The 13,795-nt window shown below is 73.5% G+C and carries 13 protein-coding genes; 8 read left to right on the top strand and 5 right to left on the bottom strand.

Annotated features, from left to right (window positions below; all coding sequences use genetic code 11):
* Window positions 1-224 precede the first annotated feature (224 nt).
* Window positions 225-1,526 (bottom strand): aspartate aminotransferase family protein, encoded by a 1,302-nt coding sequence (locus ACGF4C_RS31955; protein WP_393570988.1) that lies wholly within the window; start codon window positions 1,524-1,526, stop codon window positions 225-227.
* On the bottom strand, window positions 1,523-2,365 hold the full coding sequence (locus ACGF4C_RS31960) for a nitrilase-related carbon-nitrogen hydrolase (protein WP_393570989.1): 843 nt from the start codon (window positions 2,363-2,365) through the stop codon (window positions 1,523-1,525). Before ACGF4C_RS31960 ends, ACGF4C_RS31955 begins: the two co-directional genes overlap by 4 nt.
* Window positions 2,366-2,545: 180 nt before the next feature.
* On the opposite strand from ACGF4C_RS31960, the gene ACGF4C_RS31965 reads away from it, so the two are divergent.
* From ACGF4C_RS31965 to ACGF4C_RS31975, 3 genes are all read left to right on the top strand, one after another.
* A complete protein-coding gene (locus ACGF4C_RS31965) occupies window positions 2,546-2,977 on the top strand; it encodes a MarR family winged helix-turn-helix transcriptional regulator (protein WP_030417026.1) in 432 nt (143 codons plus the stop codon).
* Window positions 2,974-4,473, top strand: a complete 1,500-nt coding sequence (locus ACGF4C_RS31970; protein WP_393570992.1) for an MFS transporter — start codon at window positions 2,974-2,976, stop codon at window positions 4,471-4,473. The genes ACGF4C_RS31965 and ACGF4C_RS31970 overlap by 4 nt, the downstream gene beginning before the upstream one ends.
* 81 nt (window positions 4,474-4,554) lie before the next feature.
* Window positions 4,555-5,109, top strand: a complete 555-nt coding sequence (locus ACGF4C_RS31975) for an isochorismatase family protein (RefSeq protein WP_393570994.1) — start codon at window positions 4,555-4,557, stop codon at window positions 5,107-5,109.
* Here ACGF4C_RS31975 and ACGF4C_RS31980 read toward each other — a convergent pair.
* The gene (locus ACGF4C_RS31980; RefSeq protein ID WP_393570996.1) at window positions 5,093-6,589 is read right to left on the bottom strand and encodes an amidase; all 1,497 of its coding nucleotides are present in this window, start codon (window positions 6,587-6,589) and stop codon (window positions 5,093-5,095) included. The genes ACGF4C_RS31975 and ACGF4C_RS31980 overlap by 17 nt on opposite strands.
* A gap of 271 nt (window positions 6,590-6,860) precedes the next feature.
* Between ACGF4C_RS31980 and ACGF4C_RS31985 the strand changes: the two genes are divergently transcribed.
* The 3 genes from ACGF4C_RS31985 (at window position 6,861) to ACGF4C_RS31995 (ending at window position 9,796) form a co-directional block, all read left to right on the top strand.
* Window positions 6,861-7,604 carry a hypothetical protein gene (locus ACGF4C_RS31985; RefSeq protein WP_393570998.1) on the top strand — a complete coding sequence of 248 codons (744 nt, stop codon included), beginning with the start codon at window positions 6,861-6,863 and terminating at the stop codon, window positions 7,602-7,604.
* 74 nt (window positions 7,605-7,678) lie between these two features.
* Window positions 7,679-8,779 (top strand): calcium:proton antiporter, encoded by a 1,101-nt coding sequence (locus tag ACGF4C_RS31990; protein ID WP_393571000.1) that lies wholly within the window; start codon window positions 7,679-7,681, stop codon window positions 8,777-8,779.
* A gap of 207 nt (window positions 8,780-8,986) precedes the next feature.
* Window positions 8,987-9,796 carry a polysaccharide deacetylase family protein gene (locus ACGF4C_RS31995; RefSeq protein WP_393571002.1) on the top strand — a complete coding sequence of 270 codons (810 nt, stop codon included), beginning with the start codon at window positions 8,987-8,989 and terminating at the stop codon, window positions 9,794-9,796.
* Window positions 9,797-10,037: 241 nt separating this feature from the next.
* Here ACGF4C_RS31995 and ACGF4C_RS32000 read toward each other — a convergent pair whose 3' ends face one another.
* Window positions 10,038-10,775, bottom strand: a complete 738-nt coding sequence (locus tag ACGF4C_RS32000; RefSeq protein WP_393571004.1) for an SDR family NAD(P)-dependent oxidoreductase — start codon at window positions 10,773-10,775, stop codon at window positions 10,038-10,040.
* A 152-nt stretch (window positions 10,776-10,927) separates the two neighbouring features.
* Here ACGF4C_RS32000 and ACGF4C_RS32005 point away from each other — a divergent pair, with 152 nt between their 5' ends.
* Together ACGF4C_RS32005 and ligD are read left to right on the top strand one after the other, a co-directional pair.
* Entirely contained in the window at window positions 10,928-11,554 is a 627-nt protein-coding gene (locus ACGF4C_RS32005) for a class I SAM-dependent methyltransferase (RefSeq protein WP_393571006.1), read from the top strand.
* Between the two features lie 80 nt (window positions 11,555-11,634).
* Window positions 11,635-12,606, top strand: coding sequence for a non-homologous end-joining DNA ligase (gene ligD, locus ACGF4C_RS32010; protein ID WP_393571008.1), 972 nt, complete (start codon window positions 11,635-11,637; stop codon window positions 12,604-12,606).
* A gap of 206 nt (window positions 12,607-12,812) precedes the next feature.
* Here ligD and ACGF4C_RS32015 read toward each other — a convergent pair whose 3' ends face one another.
* Window positions 12,813-13,712, bottom strand: a complete 900-nt coding sequence (locus tag ACGF4C_RS32015) for a hypothetical protein (RefSeq protein ID WP_393571010.1) — start codon at window positions 13,710-13,712, stop codon at window positions 12,813-12,815.
* Window positions 13,713-13,795 lie beyond the last annotated feature (83 nt).

Raw genomic sequence — 13,795 nt, forward strand, 5'->3', positions numbered from 1 at the left:
CCCCAACGGGAGGGGACGGGCCGGAGGGGCCGGTGTTTGGGACGTAAAGCGACAGCAGTCCCAAACACCGGCCCCGGAGGCCCGTCACCGCACCCGACACCCACCCAGCCCGCCGCAGGCGCAACGGCGAACAAGCCCGCGGCGGGAAAGACAGGTGCGTACGGGGGCGCCGCAAAGCGCAACGGCGAGCAACCCCGACGGCGGGACGGCCAGGTACGTGGGAATCAAACAGCCCGTAGCGCCGCCGCGAGGGCTTCCGCTCCTTCCTCCGCCTCGGCCACCGTCAGCGTCATCGGTGGAGCGATCCGTAGCGCCGCGCCGCCCTGGCCGCCCTTGCCGATGAGGAGGCCGCGTTCGCGGGCGGCCTCCAGGACCTGGGTGGCGGCTTCCGGGGAGGGGACGTCCGTGCCGGGGCGGACCAGTTCGATGCCGATCATGAGGCCCCGGCCGCGTACCTCGCGTACCACGTCGAGGCCGGCCGCGACCGCCCGTAGGCGCTCGATGAGTAGGCCGCCGACCCGTCGGGCGTTGCCCTGAAGGTCGTGTTCGAGGAGGTAGGTGAGGTTGGCCAGGCCGGCGGCCATCGTGACGGGGCTGCCGCCGAAGGTGGAGATGGAGTTGGCGGGCAGCGCGTTCATGACCTCGGCGCGGGCCACCACTCCGCCGATGGACATGCCGTTGCCGATGCCCTTGGCGAACGTGAGCAGGTCCGGCGGGCCGTTGTCCGCGTGGGCCTGCCAGCCCCAGAAGTGGTCGCCGGTGCGGCCCCAGCCGGTCTGCACCTCGTCGCTGATCCAGAGGATGCCGTGCCGGTCCAGGACCTCGCGGAAGGCGGCGTAGAGGCCGTCCGGCGGCAGGGTGAAGCCGCCGACGCCCTGGACCGGTTCGGCGATCAGCGCGGCGACGCCGCCGGCCGTCTGCTGGAGCATGTCCTCCAGGTCGGCGACGCAGGCCGCGATGTACGCCCGGTCGTCCAGGCCGGCGTACGGGCCGCGGCTGCGCACCCCGCCGTGGACGTAGAGCGTCTGGAGGGGCGAGAGGCTGGTCGGTGACCAGCTGGTGTTCCCGGTGACGCCGACGGTCGAGAAGGACCGGCCGTGGTAGCTGTTGCGCATCGCCAGGATCTGGTTGGAGCGGCGGTGGTTGGTGGCCAGCAGGAGGGCGGCGTCGTTGGCCTCGGTTCCCGAGGTGGTGAAGAAGACCCGGGCGTCGGGGATGCCGGAGAGCGCCGCGATCCGCTCCGCCAGCTCGATCATCGGCCGGGAGAGGTAGAGCGTCGAGGTGTGGATGATGCGGCCGGCCTGTTCGCTGACGGCCTTGGTGACCTCGGGCAGCGCATGGGCCGTCATGGTGGTGAGGATGCCGCCGAAGAAGTCGAGGTAGCGGTTGCCCTCGGCGTCCCAGACGTACCGGCCCTCGCCGTGGGTGAGCTCGAGGGGCCGCTCGTAGTAGAGGCTGAGCCAGGAGGGCAGCACGGCCCGGTGGCGGGCGTGCAGCTCCGCCGCGTCATGGGGGTGGTGGGTCACGGCTGCACCAGCCCCTCGTACGCGTCGGGGCGGCGGTCGCGGTAGAACGCCCACTGCTGGCGGACCTCGTCGATCAGGGCGAAGTCCAGGTCGCGGACGACCAGTTCCTCCTTGGAGTCGCTGGCGACCTCGCCGACGAACCGGCCGCGGGGGTCGACGAAGTAGCTGGTGCCGTAGAAGTCGTTGTCGCCGTACTCCTCGACGCCGACCCGGTTGATCGCCGCGACGAAGTACTCGTTGGCGACGGCCGCGGCGGGCTGCTCCAGCTTCCACAGGTAGGCGGACAGGCCGCGGGAGGTGGCGGAGGGGTTGTAGACCAGCTGGGCGCCGTTCAGGCCCAACTGCCGCCAGCCCTCCGGGAAGTGGCGGTCGTAGCAGATGTAGACGCCGACCTTGCCCACGGCGGTGTCGAAGACCGGCCAGCCGGCGTTGCCCGGTTTGAAGTAGTACTTCTCCCAGAAGCCCTTGACCTGCGGGATGTGGTGCTTGCGGTAGCTGCCCAGGAACGTGCCGTCGGCGTCGATGACGGCCGCGGTGTTGTAGTAGAAGCCGGACTGTTCGACCTCGAAGACCGGGACGACGATGACCATGCCGGTTTCGCGGGCGAGGTCCCGCATGCGCCGTACGGTCGGGCCGTCGGGCACCGGCTCGGCCCAGCGGTAGTGCTCCGGTTCCTGGACCTGGCAGAAGTACGGAGCGTTGAAGACCTCCTGGAAGCCGATCACCTTCGCGCCCTGCGCGGCCGCCGCCCTGGCGTGTTCCTCGTGCTTCGCGATCATCGATTCGGTGTCGCCGGTCCAGGTCGCCTGGACCAGTGCGGCACGGACAACATCGGCCATGAGCTGCTCCCTTGTCCTAAGTCAGCCTGCAGCCCACGCGGGATCTACGCGTGTGGAGGTGACCGTAGGCCCCGCCATGGGCGCTGGCAAGACCATCTCCAGCGTGGCGCGTCCGCGGCGGATCGTCGATTTTGACAGGCAATCTTGCAAGTTTACCTGTCGACCTCTTACGGTGGAGGCATGCCGGACAAGGAACAGGAACGGCTCGCGACGGACCTGCGGGCGACTCTCTCCCAGCTGATGCGACATCTGCGGATCGCGTCGTCGGACGGCGAGTTCACCCCGTCCCAGCGGGCGGTGCTCTCCCGGATCGAGACCGACGGTCCGGCCACGATCGCGGCGCTGGCCCGCGCCGAGCTGGTCCGGCCGCAGTCGATGCGGCTGACCGTCGGCGCGCTGGAGGAGCGGGGGATCCTCGCCCGCAGCCCGCATCCGACGGACGGCCGCCAGGTGGTCTTCTCGCTCACCGAGGAGGGCCGCCGGCTGATCGACGCGGTGCGCCGGGCCAAGCACAACTGGCTCGCCGTGGCCATCGCCGACCGGCTGACCCCCGAGGAGCAGCAGACCCTGACCGAGGCGACCGGGCTGATACGCCGGCTGACGCAGCCATGAGCGACTCCGCCGCCGGGGAAGGGGCCGGCGCCCGCTCGGCGGCCGCGCCGGGCCGCTCCGACGGGCCCGCGCGTCCCGACGAGCGGGCCTTCGGCGCCCGACTGATGACGCCGCTGCTGCTCGGCTCGCTGCTCAACCCCGTCAATTCGACGATGATCGCCACGTCGTTGGTGGCCATCGGCCAGGATTTCCACGTCGGTGCCGCGGAGACCGCCTGGCTCGTCTCCGCGCTCTACCTCTCCAGTGCGGTCGGCCAGCCCTGCCTGGGGCGGCTGGCCGACCGGATCGGCCCGCGCCGGGTGTTCCTCGGCGGGATGCTGGCCGTCTGCGCGGCGGGGCTCATCGGGGCGCTGGCGACCGGCTTCACCCTGCTGGTCGTTTCGCGGGCCGTGCTCGGCATCGGTACCGCGGCGGCCTATCCCGCCGCGATGGCCCTGCTGCGCGCCGAGTCCCGCCGGCTGGGCCGGCCCACGCCCCGGTACGTCCTGGGCCGGCTGTCGCTGGCCGCGCTGGGCAGTGCGGCGGTCGGGCCCACGCTCGGCGGGCTGCTGGTCGCCACGGCGGGCTGGCGCGCGGTGTTCGCGGTCAACGTCCCGCTGGCGCTGCTGGCCGGGGCGGGGGCGCTGGCCTGGCTGCCGGCGGACGGCCGGCGGGGTGGTGCACGGGGCGAGGAACGGGGCGGCAGCGGCGAACGGAGCACCGCTGCCGGGAGTGCCGGGTCCGGCGCCGGTTCGCTCGATCCGCTGGGCATCGGGCTGTTCGCCACCGCGCTGACCTGCGCGATGTTCTTCCTGCTGCGGCTGCGGGACCCTCAGTGGCTGCTGCTGGCGCCGACCGCCGCGCTGGGCGCCGCCCTGGTGTGGTGGCAGCTGCGCCACCCGGAGCCGTTCATCGATCTGCGGATGCTGGCTCGCAACCGCGCGCTGGTGCTGACGTATCTGCGGCAGGGCCTGACGTACCTGGTCGTCTACTGCGTGCTCTACGGCTTCAGCCAGTGGCTGGAGGAGGCGCACGGCTACTCGTCCTTCCACGCCGGGCTGGTCCTGCTGCCGATGTCCGGCGCGGCCGCGGTCTGCGCGGTCGTGGGGGCCCGGACGAAGGGCATCCGCGCGCCGCTGACCGTCGCCGCGGGCTGTCTCACCGCCGGCAGCGCGGTCTTCCTGCTGCTGCACGGGACCAGCCCGCTGCCGGTGCTGCTGTGCGCGGGGGCGCTGTTCGGGATCCCGCAGGGCCTGGTCTCGACCGGCAATCAGGCGGCGGTCTACGCCCAGGCCCCGGCCGACGGCGTGGGCGCGGCGGCCGGGCTGCAGCGCACCGCCCAGTACCTCGGCGCGATCACCGCCGCCGGTCTGATCGGGCTGCTCTACGGACAGCGGGCCGCGGATCCCGGGCTGCACCGGATGGCGCTGATCGGCGTGGTCCTGGGTCTGTTGCTGATCGTTCTGACCGTCGCGGACCGGTCGCTGCGCCGCGGTGCCTCCCCGGCCGACGGCTGAATCCGGCCACCGGTCACGCGCCTCACCGGCGCCACATCAACCTCATCGATGTCCTCGATCCCTCCCCGCACAAGGAGCGTCATGCCCGTCACCACTCTCGACCCGAAGACCGCCCTGGTCCTGATCGACCTGCAGAAGGGGATCACCGGGCTGCCCACCGTGCCGGTGCCCGCCGCCGATGTCGTCGGGCGGGCCGCCCGGCTGGCCGCCGCGTTCCGCGCCCGGGACCTGCCGGTCGTCCTGGTGAACGTCACCGGTGGCGCGCCCGGCCGTACGGAGTTCCCCTCAGGTGGCGGCACGCCGCCGGCCGACTGGGCGGAGCTGGTGCCCGAACTGGACCGGCAGCCCGGCGACCTCACCGTCAGCAAGCAGCGGTGGGGCGCCTTCCACGGCACCGGGCTGGACCGGGAGCTGCGTGAGCGCGAGGTGACCCAGATCGTGCTGGCCGGCATCGCCACCAGCATCGGCGTGGAGTCCACCGCCCGCGCCGCGCACGAGCACGGCTACCACGTCACCCTCGTCACGGACGCCATGGCGGACCTGGACGAGGCGGCGCACCGCAACAGCCTGGAGAAGGTCTTCCCGCGGCTGGGCGAGACCGGCACCACGGAGGCGGTGCTCACGCTCCTCGGCTGACCACCGTGCCGTCGATCCGGCCCGGACGGTCCGGCGGCCGGTGCTCGTACCAGCGCAGTTCGGCTTCGAGCTGGGCGGCCAGCGAGATCAGGCGCGGCTCGCCGTGGGCCGGGCCGAGGAGCTGGGCGCCCAGCGGCAGGCCGTCCGCGCTGAACCCGGCCGGGACGCTCATGCCCGGCCAGCCGAGGACGTTCCACGGCCAGGCGTACGGGCAGGCCGCGATCATGGCCTGATCCGTGCGCCAGCCGCTCATCTTGGCGAGGGTGCCGATGCGTGGCGGCGGGGTGGCCGTGGTGGGTGTCAGCAGCACGTCGTAGGGGCCGAACAGGGCGCCGATGCGCTGCTGTTGGCGTCGCTCGGCGGCCCGGGCGCGGCGCAGTACGGGCCCGCTCAGCAGCCGGCCCAGCCGCGCCGACCCGCGCGTGCGGCGGTCCAGCAGGGAGCGGTCGGGGACCCGGGCGGCCCACTCCCCCACGCCGACCGTGGCCCGCGGGACGAAGGCCAGGCCCACCAGCCCGTAGTCCGGTTCGGCCTCCTCGACGAAGTGGCCGAGCCGGGCCAGGGCGCGGGCCACGTCGGTGACCGCCGCCCGGACGTCGGGGTGCAGCGGCTTGCGGGTGAAGGTGGTGGCCGCCTTCCAGGACAGCGCGATCCGCAGCCGGCCCGGGTCGCGGCGGACAGCTTCGTGGGCCGCGATGGCGGGCGGGCGGTGCAGGTCGCCGGCGTGGTTGCCGGCGGCCACGTCCAGCAGCAGCGCCGCGTCCTCGACCGTACGGGCGAGCGGGCCGATGCCGGTGATCCCCTGGAACGCCTCGGGGTCCGGCCAGGTGGAGATGCGGCCGCGCTGGGGTTTGATGCCGACGAGGTGGGACCAGGCGGCGGGGATCCGTACCGAGCCGGCGCCGTCGGTGCCGAGTGCGGCCGCCACCAGGCCGGCGGCGACCGCGGCGGCCGAGCCTCCGGAGGATCCGCCCGGGGTGTGCGCGAGGTTCCAGGGGTTGCAGGTGTTGCCGAAGGCCGGTCCCTCGGTGAACGGCCACTGCCCCAGTTCGCAGGCGTTGGTCTTGCCGACGATGATCGCGCCGGCCGCGCGCAGCCGCCGGACCACCTCCGAGTCGCGTTCCTTGGGCGGGAATTCACCGGCGCAGCCGAAGGCGGTGGGCTCGCCCGCCACGTCGGTGTCGTCCTTGACGGCGACCGGCACGCCGAGCAGCGGCAGCCGCTCCCCGGCGGCGAGTCTGCGGTCGGCCTCGGCGGCCTCCGTGAGCGCGGCCTCGGCGCGTACCCGCCGGAAGGCGTTGACGGTGCCCTGGGTGGCCTCGATGCGCTCCAGGGAGCGCCGGACCAGCGCGGTGGAGGTCACGCTGCCGTCGGCCAGCGCCCGGGACTGCTCGGCGAGTCCCTCCAGTTCCCCGGCCGCGGTCCCGGTGTGCCGGTCCGGGGCTCCGGTCGCACTGTCCTGGCTCTCGTCAACGCTCACGCTGCGTGCCCTCCCTGGGACCGCTCATTCGAACGAACGGTCCCAGGAGGCTAATCGGCGCCGCCGCGCCCATCAACGACGCCGCGCGGGACGGTACATCGACGACACACGGACGGCACACAGCGGCCGCGGGAGGGCGGTGACGTGACGTTCCGGACATCCGGCGGACATCGCGGGCGGCGGCGCACGACGGGCCGACGGCGCCGTTTCCGCGGCCGTCCGGCGCCCCGCCCTCGAACGCACAGCCGGGCAGCCGCTACGCTCCCCGGCCATGGATGACACCCTGCTGCTCCTGACCGTGGCGGCCGCGGCCCTCGTCGTGGGGCTGGTGGCGGGCTGGGCGGGCCAAACGGCCGTGGCCCGCCGGAAGCTGGCCCGCGAACAGAGCTTCTTCGGGCTGCCGGGCGGTTCGGAGTGCGTACTGGTCACGCACCGCGACAGCTCCTCGCCGCACTGGTCCATCCCGCGCCATGACGCGCTGGCGCTGCTGGGGCTGGCCGCAGTGATCGAGAACTGCGGTGCGCACCCGGAGGTGGCCCCGCACGACACCGGGCTCCAGGGGTTCGGGGCGCGCACCGAGTTCTGTGTCGGCGATCCCACCGCGCACCGCCGGCTGGCGGCCCATGTGGCCAGTCTGCTGCCGGGGGTCGCGGTGCATCCGGGCGACGAGTCCGGGGCCGGCCGGGGCACCTTCACCATCGGCGGTACGGCGTACCGGGTGGAGCCGGGGGTGGTGGAGTATGTGCTGCTGGCCCGGCTGACGGCGGGTGAGGGCGGCCGTCCGGTGTTCCTGGCGGCCGGGCAGCGTCCGGTCACCCACCGGGCCGCGGTGCGCCATCTCGTCCGCAACCGGGCCCGGCTGGCCCGCCGGCACGGTGCCGACGGTCAGTTCTGCCTGCTGCTGAAGGTGGTCAACTCGCAGGCGTACGGGCCGGACGTGGTCGAGCTGGTCGCGGACGTCACCAAGGCCGCGACCGCGCCGGCGGAGCCGAAGGGGCATCGGGCGGCGGTCTGAGCACGGTACGGCGGGCGGCCGGAGCGCGGTGCTTTTGCCGGGATATGTCCGGTCGGTCTGCGAAGCTCGTCGGCATGATCGCACTTCTCCGTTCGCCCTTCCTGCACTGGACGACGGTGGTGCCGGTGCTGGCGGTGGTGCTGCTCGGCCTGACGTGGGGGCGGTCGCTGCCGCCCCCGCTGGTGGGTCTGGTGTCGTACTTCCTGGCCGCGGCGGTGCTGTCCGCGGTGCACCATGCGGAGGTGATCGCGCACCGGGTGGGCGAGCCGTTCGGGTCGCTGGTGCTGGCGGTCGCGGTGACCGTCATCGAGGTGGCGCTGATCGTCACGTTGATGGTGGACGGTGGGGAGAAGAGCGCCGCGCTGGCCCGGGACACGGTCTTCGCGGCGGTGATGATCACCTGCAACGGCATCGTCGGGCTGAGCCTGCTGGTCGGTTCGCTCCGGCGCAGGGTGGCCGTCTTCAACGCCGAGGGGACCGGGGCCGCGCTGGCGACGGTCGCGACGGTGGCCGGGCTGAGCCTGGTGCTGCCGACGTTCACCACGACCGCGCCCGGCCCGCGGTTCTCCACCCCGCAGCTGGTCTTCGCGGCGCTGGCCGCGCTGGTCCTCTACGGGTTGTTCGTGGCCACCCAGACGGTCCGGCACCGGGACTACTTCCTGCCGGTGACCCCGTCCGGCGAGGTGATCGACACCGCGGACCACGCCGACCCGCCGACCGCGCGGGCCGCGCTGGCCAGTCTGGGCCTGCTGGCGCTGGCACTGATCGCGGTGGTCGGGATGGCCAAGGGCGTCTCGCCGGCCATCGAGTCCGGGGTGGCCGCGGCCGGGCTGCCGTCGTCGGTCGTGGGCATCGTGATCGCGCTGCTGGTGCTGCTGCCGGAGACCATCGCGGCGGTCCGCGCGGCCCACCGCGACCGGGTGCAGACGAGTCTGAACCTCGGTCTCGGCTCGGCGATGGCCAGCATCGGCCTGACCATCCCCGTGGTCGCACTGGCCACGGTCTGGCTGCCGGTGCCGCTGGTCCTGGGCCTGGGCGCCAGCCACATGGTGCTGCTCGCGCTGACCGTGATCGTGGGCACCCTGACGGTCATCCCGGGTCGCGCCACCCCGCTGCAGGGCGGCGTCCACCTCACCCTGCTGGCCGCGTACATCGTGCTGGCGGTCAGCCCGTAGAATGGCCGGGCGCCCTGCTTCGGGGGTCCCGCGGCGCCCCTGGGCAAGCGGCTCCGTGCCCGTGCGTCCGCGGGACGAATAGCCCGCCCCGGCCAGCCGATCGGGTACCGAACCCGCCGCCCCCGGTGTCGCTCCCGCCCGCGCGGAAACCCGCGTGAGAGCACCTGGAGGATGCCATCGGACGATCACCCCCACACGAGGCGGAGGTTGCTGCAGGCCGCGCTCGCGGTGGGCGCACTCTCCGCCGGCCGCTTCTTCTTCCCGTCCGCGGACGGCACGCCGGGGGCAGCCGGCGGCCGGCCGGACCGGCACCGGCCGCCGCCCCACGACGCCGCCCGCCGCCCCGCGAGCACCTCGGAGGCGTACCGGCTCCGCCCCATGGCCGGCGAGACCTCGCTCTCCGGGCCGGGGGCGTCCCCGCCGCACCCGGACGTCGCCTTCACGCTCGGCACCGACCGCCGGGAGGTCTTCCTGACCTTCGACGACGGGCCGCACCCCCACTACACCCCGGAGATCCTGCGGATCCTGCGCCGCAACGAGGCCCGGGCGACCTTCTTCGTCATCGGGGAGAACGCCGGCGCCTTCCCGGAGCTGCTGCAGGACATCGCCGACGACGGCCACGCCGTCGGCAACCACACCTGGACCCATCCGCAGCTCACCCGGCTGCCGCCGGGCGCGGTACGCAGCGAACTCGGCCGCACCAGCAGCCTGATCGACGACGTCCTGGGCACCGCCCCGAGCCTGGCCCGGGCCCCGTACGGCGCCTGGGACGATCCGTCGCTGAGCATCTGCAACGAGCTGGGCATGTCGCCGGTCGGCTGGGCGATCGACTCGCAGGACTGGACGGCCCCGGGGGTGGGCAGCATCGTCGACGCGGTCATGGCGGAGATGCGCCCGGGCGCGATCGTGCTCTCGCACGACGGCGGCGGCGAGCGCGGCCAGACCGTCGACGCGCTGGACCGGTATCTGCCGCGCCTGATGGACGACGGCTACCGGCCGGCCCGCATCGAACCGTGAGCCGCGCGGACACAGGCGCGCACCGCAGCCGGTGAGGGGCGGCGATCAGCGGCCGGCATCGGCCTTGTCACCGAACAATCACAAACGGGTACCAATGGGTGAGAACGGTCACTCCCCAGCGCATTGCTCACCCCTATGGTTTATCGTTCAATTGGAAGCGGCGCCGAGCGCCCTCTCCCAAGCTGCCCCGGCCGAATTCCCCCGTTCGGCCGGGGCTTCCCCTTTCCTGGGCGTCCCGGGCTCACCTCAGGTGCGAGGCACCGTTCACGTCCAGCACCGCCCCCGAGGACCAGACCGCCTCCGGTGAGGCGAGGTAGTGGACGGCCGACGCCACGTCCAGCGGCGCGGCCACCCGCCCGAACGGGCTCTGCTGCCGCACCTCCTCCGTCAGCCGGTCCGCGACCCGCTCGGTGGTCACGAACCCCGGCGCCACCGACGCCACCGCGATCCCGTACGGCGCGAGGTGCACCGCCAGCGACTGGCCCATCGCATGCAGCGCCGCCTTCGTCGCGCCGTACGCCGGATGGTCCGGCTCGCCGCGGTACGCGCCGCGCGAGCCGACGTTGACGATCCGGCCCTCCACCTCGCGCTCGATCATGTTCCGCGCCGCGCAGTAGCTCACATGCGCCGCGCCGAGCAGATTGACGTCCACGATCCGCCGCCAGGCCCGCTGCCAGTCCTCGAACGAGGTGCGGTCCAGCGGATGCGCCTCGTTCGCCGCGGCGTTGTTGACCAGGACGTCGACGCCGCCCAGCCCCTGCACGGCGGCCACGACCACCGCCTCGGCCCCCTCCGGCGTGCTCACGTCCCCGTGCACCAGCACATGCCCGCTCCCCGCGAGCCCGGCGAAGGCCTCCTCCGCCGCCTCCCGCCGGGACGCGTAATGCAGCGCGACCCGGTCCCCGCCCGCGGCGAACCGTTCGGCAACCGCCCGCCCGATCCCCCGCGAGGCCCCTGTGACCAGCACTCCCCGGCTCATCGACACCCCTCCGTCGCTTCCGTCGCCCGCTCGGCCCGCGCCTCTCGGCATACCGCAAACGATCTTAGGGAACGACGCGGGGGCCGGCAGGGGCCGGGGCGTCCACGCCGCGGGGCAGCACCTGCGCCCCAGGACACCCCTACAGTCACCCCATGCCGTTCGATCACAACGACCACTACCACCGCCTGCTGCTCCGGCAGCTGCCCCCGCGCTGCCGTACGGCCCTCGACGTGGGGTGCGGCACCGGGCGGTTCGCGCGGCGGCTGGCCGCGCGGGGCATCGACGTCCATGCGGTCGACCCGTCGGCCGAAACACTCACCCGGGCCCGCGCCGCGACCGCGGGAACGCCCGGTGGACCGCCGGTGCGCTACCAGCAGGCGGACGCCGCCCGGCTCCAACTCCCGCCCGGCCACTACGACTTCATCTCCTGCCTGGCGAGCCTGCACCACATGCCCTTCGAGACGGTGAGCACCCTGCGGGCGGCGCTCGCGCCCGGTGGCGTGCTGGCCGTCCTCGGCTGCTATCCGGAGCGGTCCCCGGCCGACTACGCCTGGAGTCTGGCCGCCGCTCCGGTCAACGCCGCCGCCCGGCTCGCCGTGGGCGCGGCGGAGGCGCTCCGGCCGTCCGGTGCCGCGGATCCGGTACGGGCGCCGACCGCCCCACCGACCGTGCCGCTCCCCCGCATCCGTCAGCAGGCCGCGGAGCTGCTCCCCGGGGCCCGCATCCGACGGCTGCTCCTCTGGCGCTACCTACTGGTCTTCCGCCGGCCCGACAGCTGATCCGGCCGGCGGCCGCAGGGCCCCGCCGGCCCGCCCGGCGTCGATCTGCGAACCCCCGCCCGGCGGCCGATGATCGAACCATGGCCCCCACCACCGGGCGCGGCCCGGCCCCGTACCCCGTGATCGAGCCCATGCTGGCCACGATCGGGCCGCTGCCCGCCCCGCACGAGGAGGCGGCCTGGGCGTTCGAGGCCAAATGGGACGGCGCGCGGTGCATCATCAACACCCCGGGCGACGGCACGATCCGACTGGTCACCCGGGCGGGCAACGACGCCACCACGACGTACCCGGAGCTGGCGCCGCTCGGGGAGCAGCTGCGGGGCCGGATCGCGGTGCTCGACGGTGAGGTCGTGGTCCTCGATGCGCGCGGCCGGCCGGACTTCGGGCTGCTGCAGCGCCGGATGGGCGTGGTCAATCCGCGCCGCACCGCCCGGCTGGCCATGGAGCACCCGGTCCACCTGGTCCTCTTCGACCTCATGTATCTGGAGGGATCGCTGCTGGGCGCGCCGTACTTCGAGCGCCGCACCGCACTGGCCGGGCTGGGACTGCGCGGCCCCAACTGGTCGGTGCCCGGCTTCGTGGAGGGCCACGGTCAGCAGGCCTGGGAGGCCTCGCTGCAGGGCGGCCTCGAAGGCGTGGTGGCCAAGCGGCTCACCTCGGCGTACCTGCCCGGGGTCCGGTCACCCGAGTGGCGCAAGACCAAGCACCTGGAGACCCTCGACGTGGTCATCGGCGGCTGGCTGGAGGGCCACGGCACGCTGGCCGGACTGCCCGGGTCCGTACTCGCGGGGGTGGCGGAACCGTCCGGGCTGCGGTACGTCGGTTCGGTCGGCTCGGGGCTGTCCGACCGGGAGCGCCACGAACTGGCGCAGTACCTGGGGGTGATCCCGCTCGACCGCTCCCCGTTCGTCAACCCGGTGGACGCGTCGGGCGCCCACTGGGCCGAGCCCCGGCTCGTCGCCGAGATCGCCTTCAGCGGCTGGACCTCGGCCGGCCGGCTACGCCACCCGATCTGGCACCGACTGCGGCCGGACTTGACGCACTTGGGGTGAGGTGGGGGGAGGGCGTGGGGGATGGGGATGGGGATGAGGGTGTAGGGGGACGGGGGTGCCGGGGCCGGGGGGAGTAGTGGGGTACCGGGGCCGGGGGGAGTAGGGGCAGGGACGGCTGCCCCATGGTGCCCGCCGTTACGGGCGGCGGAACCTCAGCCCGTCACGGACGACAGAAGGAGCCCGTCACGCGTGGCGGAAGGAGCTCGTCACGGGTGGCAGAAGGCCGCCTCGGTGATCGAGCCGCCGGCGTTCTCGTCGTCCGAGCCGAGGACGCCCTGGTGGGACTTCGGCAGACAGGCCAGCGCCTCAATCTTGTGCCCGGAGAAGGTGGCGAGCCGCTTCGGCGTGTCGGACACCTTCAGCCGGACGGCGCCGTGCTTGCCGACGGAGAGGTGCCCGGCGGCGTAGAGCGCGGAGTCGAACGGCCCGTCGTCGCCCGGATCCGAGGTGGACGACACGGTGAGCGCACCCTCGGCGGAGAGCTTCACGTCGGAGATCTGCCGGACGTCCTTCTTCGGATACGGTGCCCGGAATTTCGCCGAATCCCGGGCACCGAATGCATTGGTGTCCGGGTTCCATTCCGCCGCGGTGAGCTTCCCGGGGTGATCACTGCTTCCCCGGTCCGCCCAGACCGCGGCTATTTTCCCGTGCCCGACGGCGGCCAGCGCAAATCCTTCGTAGTTCCCGTCCGGCGAAACACCGGGCAGCCGGAAGGTGCGCAGTACCCGGACGGTGGTGTTCTCGCGACGGATGCGGTACGCCGTTCCGTCGCTCGCCAGGGCCACGTACTCATGGGCCCGACCCGGTACGGCGTCGATCGCCTCCAGGTCGACGGGCAGGGTGCCGCGCCAGGTCACGGGGGTCACCCGGGGTGCGGCGCCGGGGCGGTAGGCGACCGCAACCAGGCGGTTCTCACCGGGCTTCTTGTTGTCGCGGACGGCGAGGGTGTCCACCGTGTCGCCGTGCCGGCCGTCGACCACGATGCCGCTGAGACCGGCCGTGATGCCGTCCCCGACGCGCTGCCAGCCCTGCGCCGCGCCGGCGGTCGCGGACGGTGCCAGGAATGCGGCGCCCACCAGGGCGACGCTGAATGCTTTCTTGATCATCGGGCGATGGTAGGCAGTGCTCCGGGGTGCTGAACAGGTCCCTTGGGACACCTCTCTCACATTCCATCCCGCATTCCGGAGGA

The sequence above is a fragment of the Streptomyces sp. NPDC048197 genome (assembly GCF_043202395.1).
In the GTDB taxonomy this organism is placed as follows: Bacteria; Actinomycetota; Actinomycetes; order Streptomycetales; family Streptomycetaceae; genus Streptomyces; species Streptomyces siderophoricus.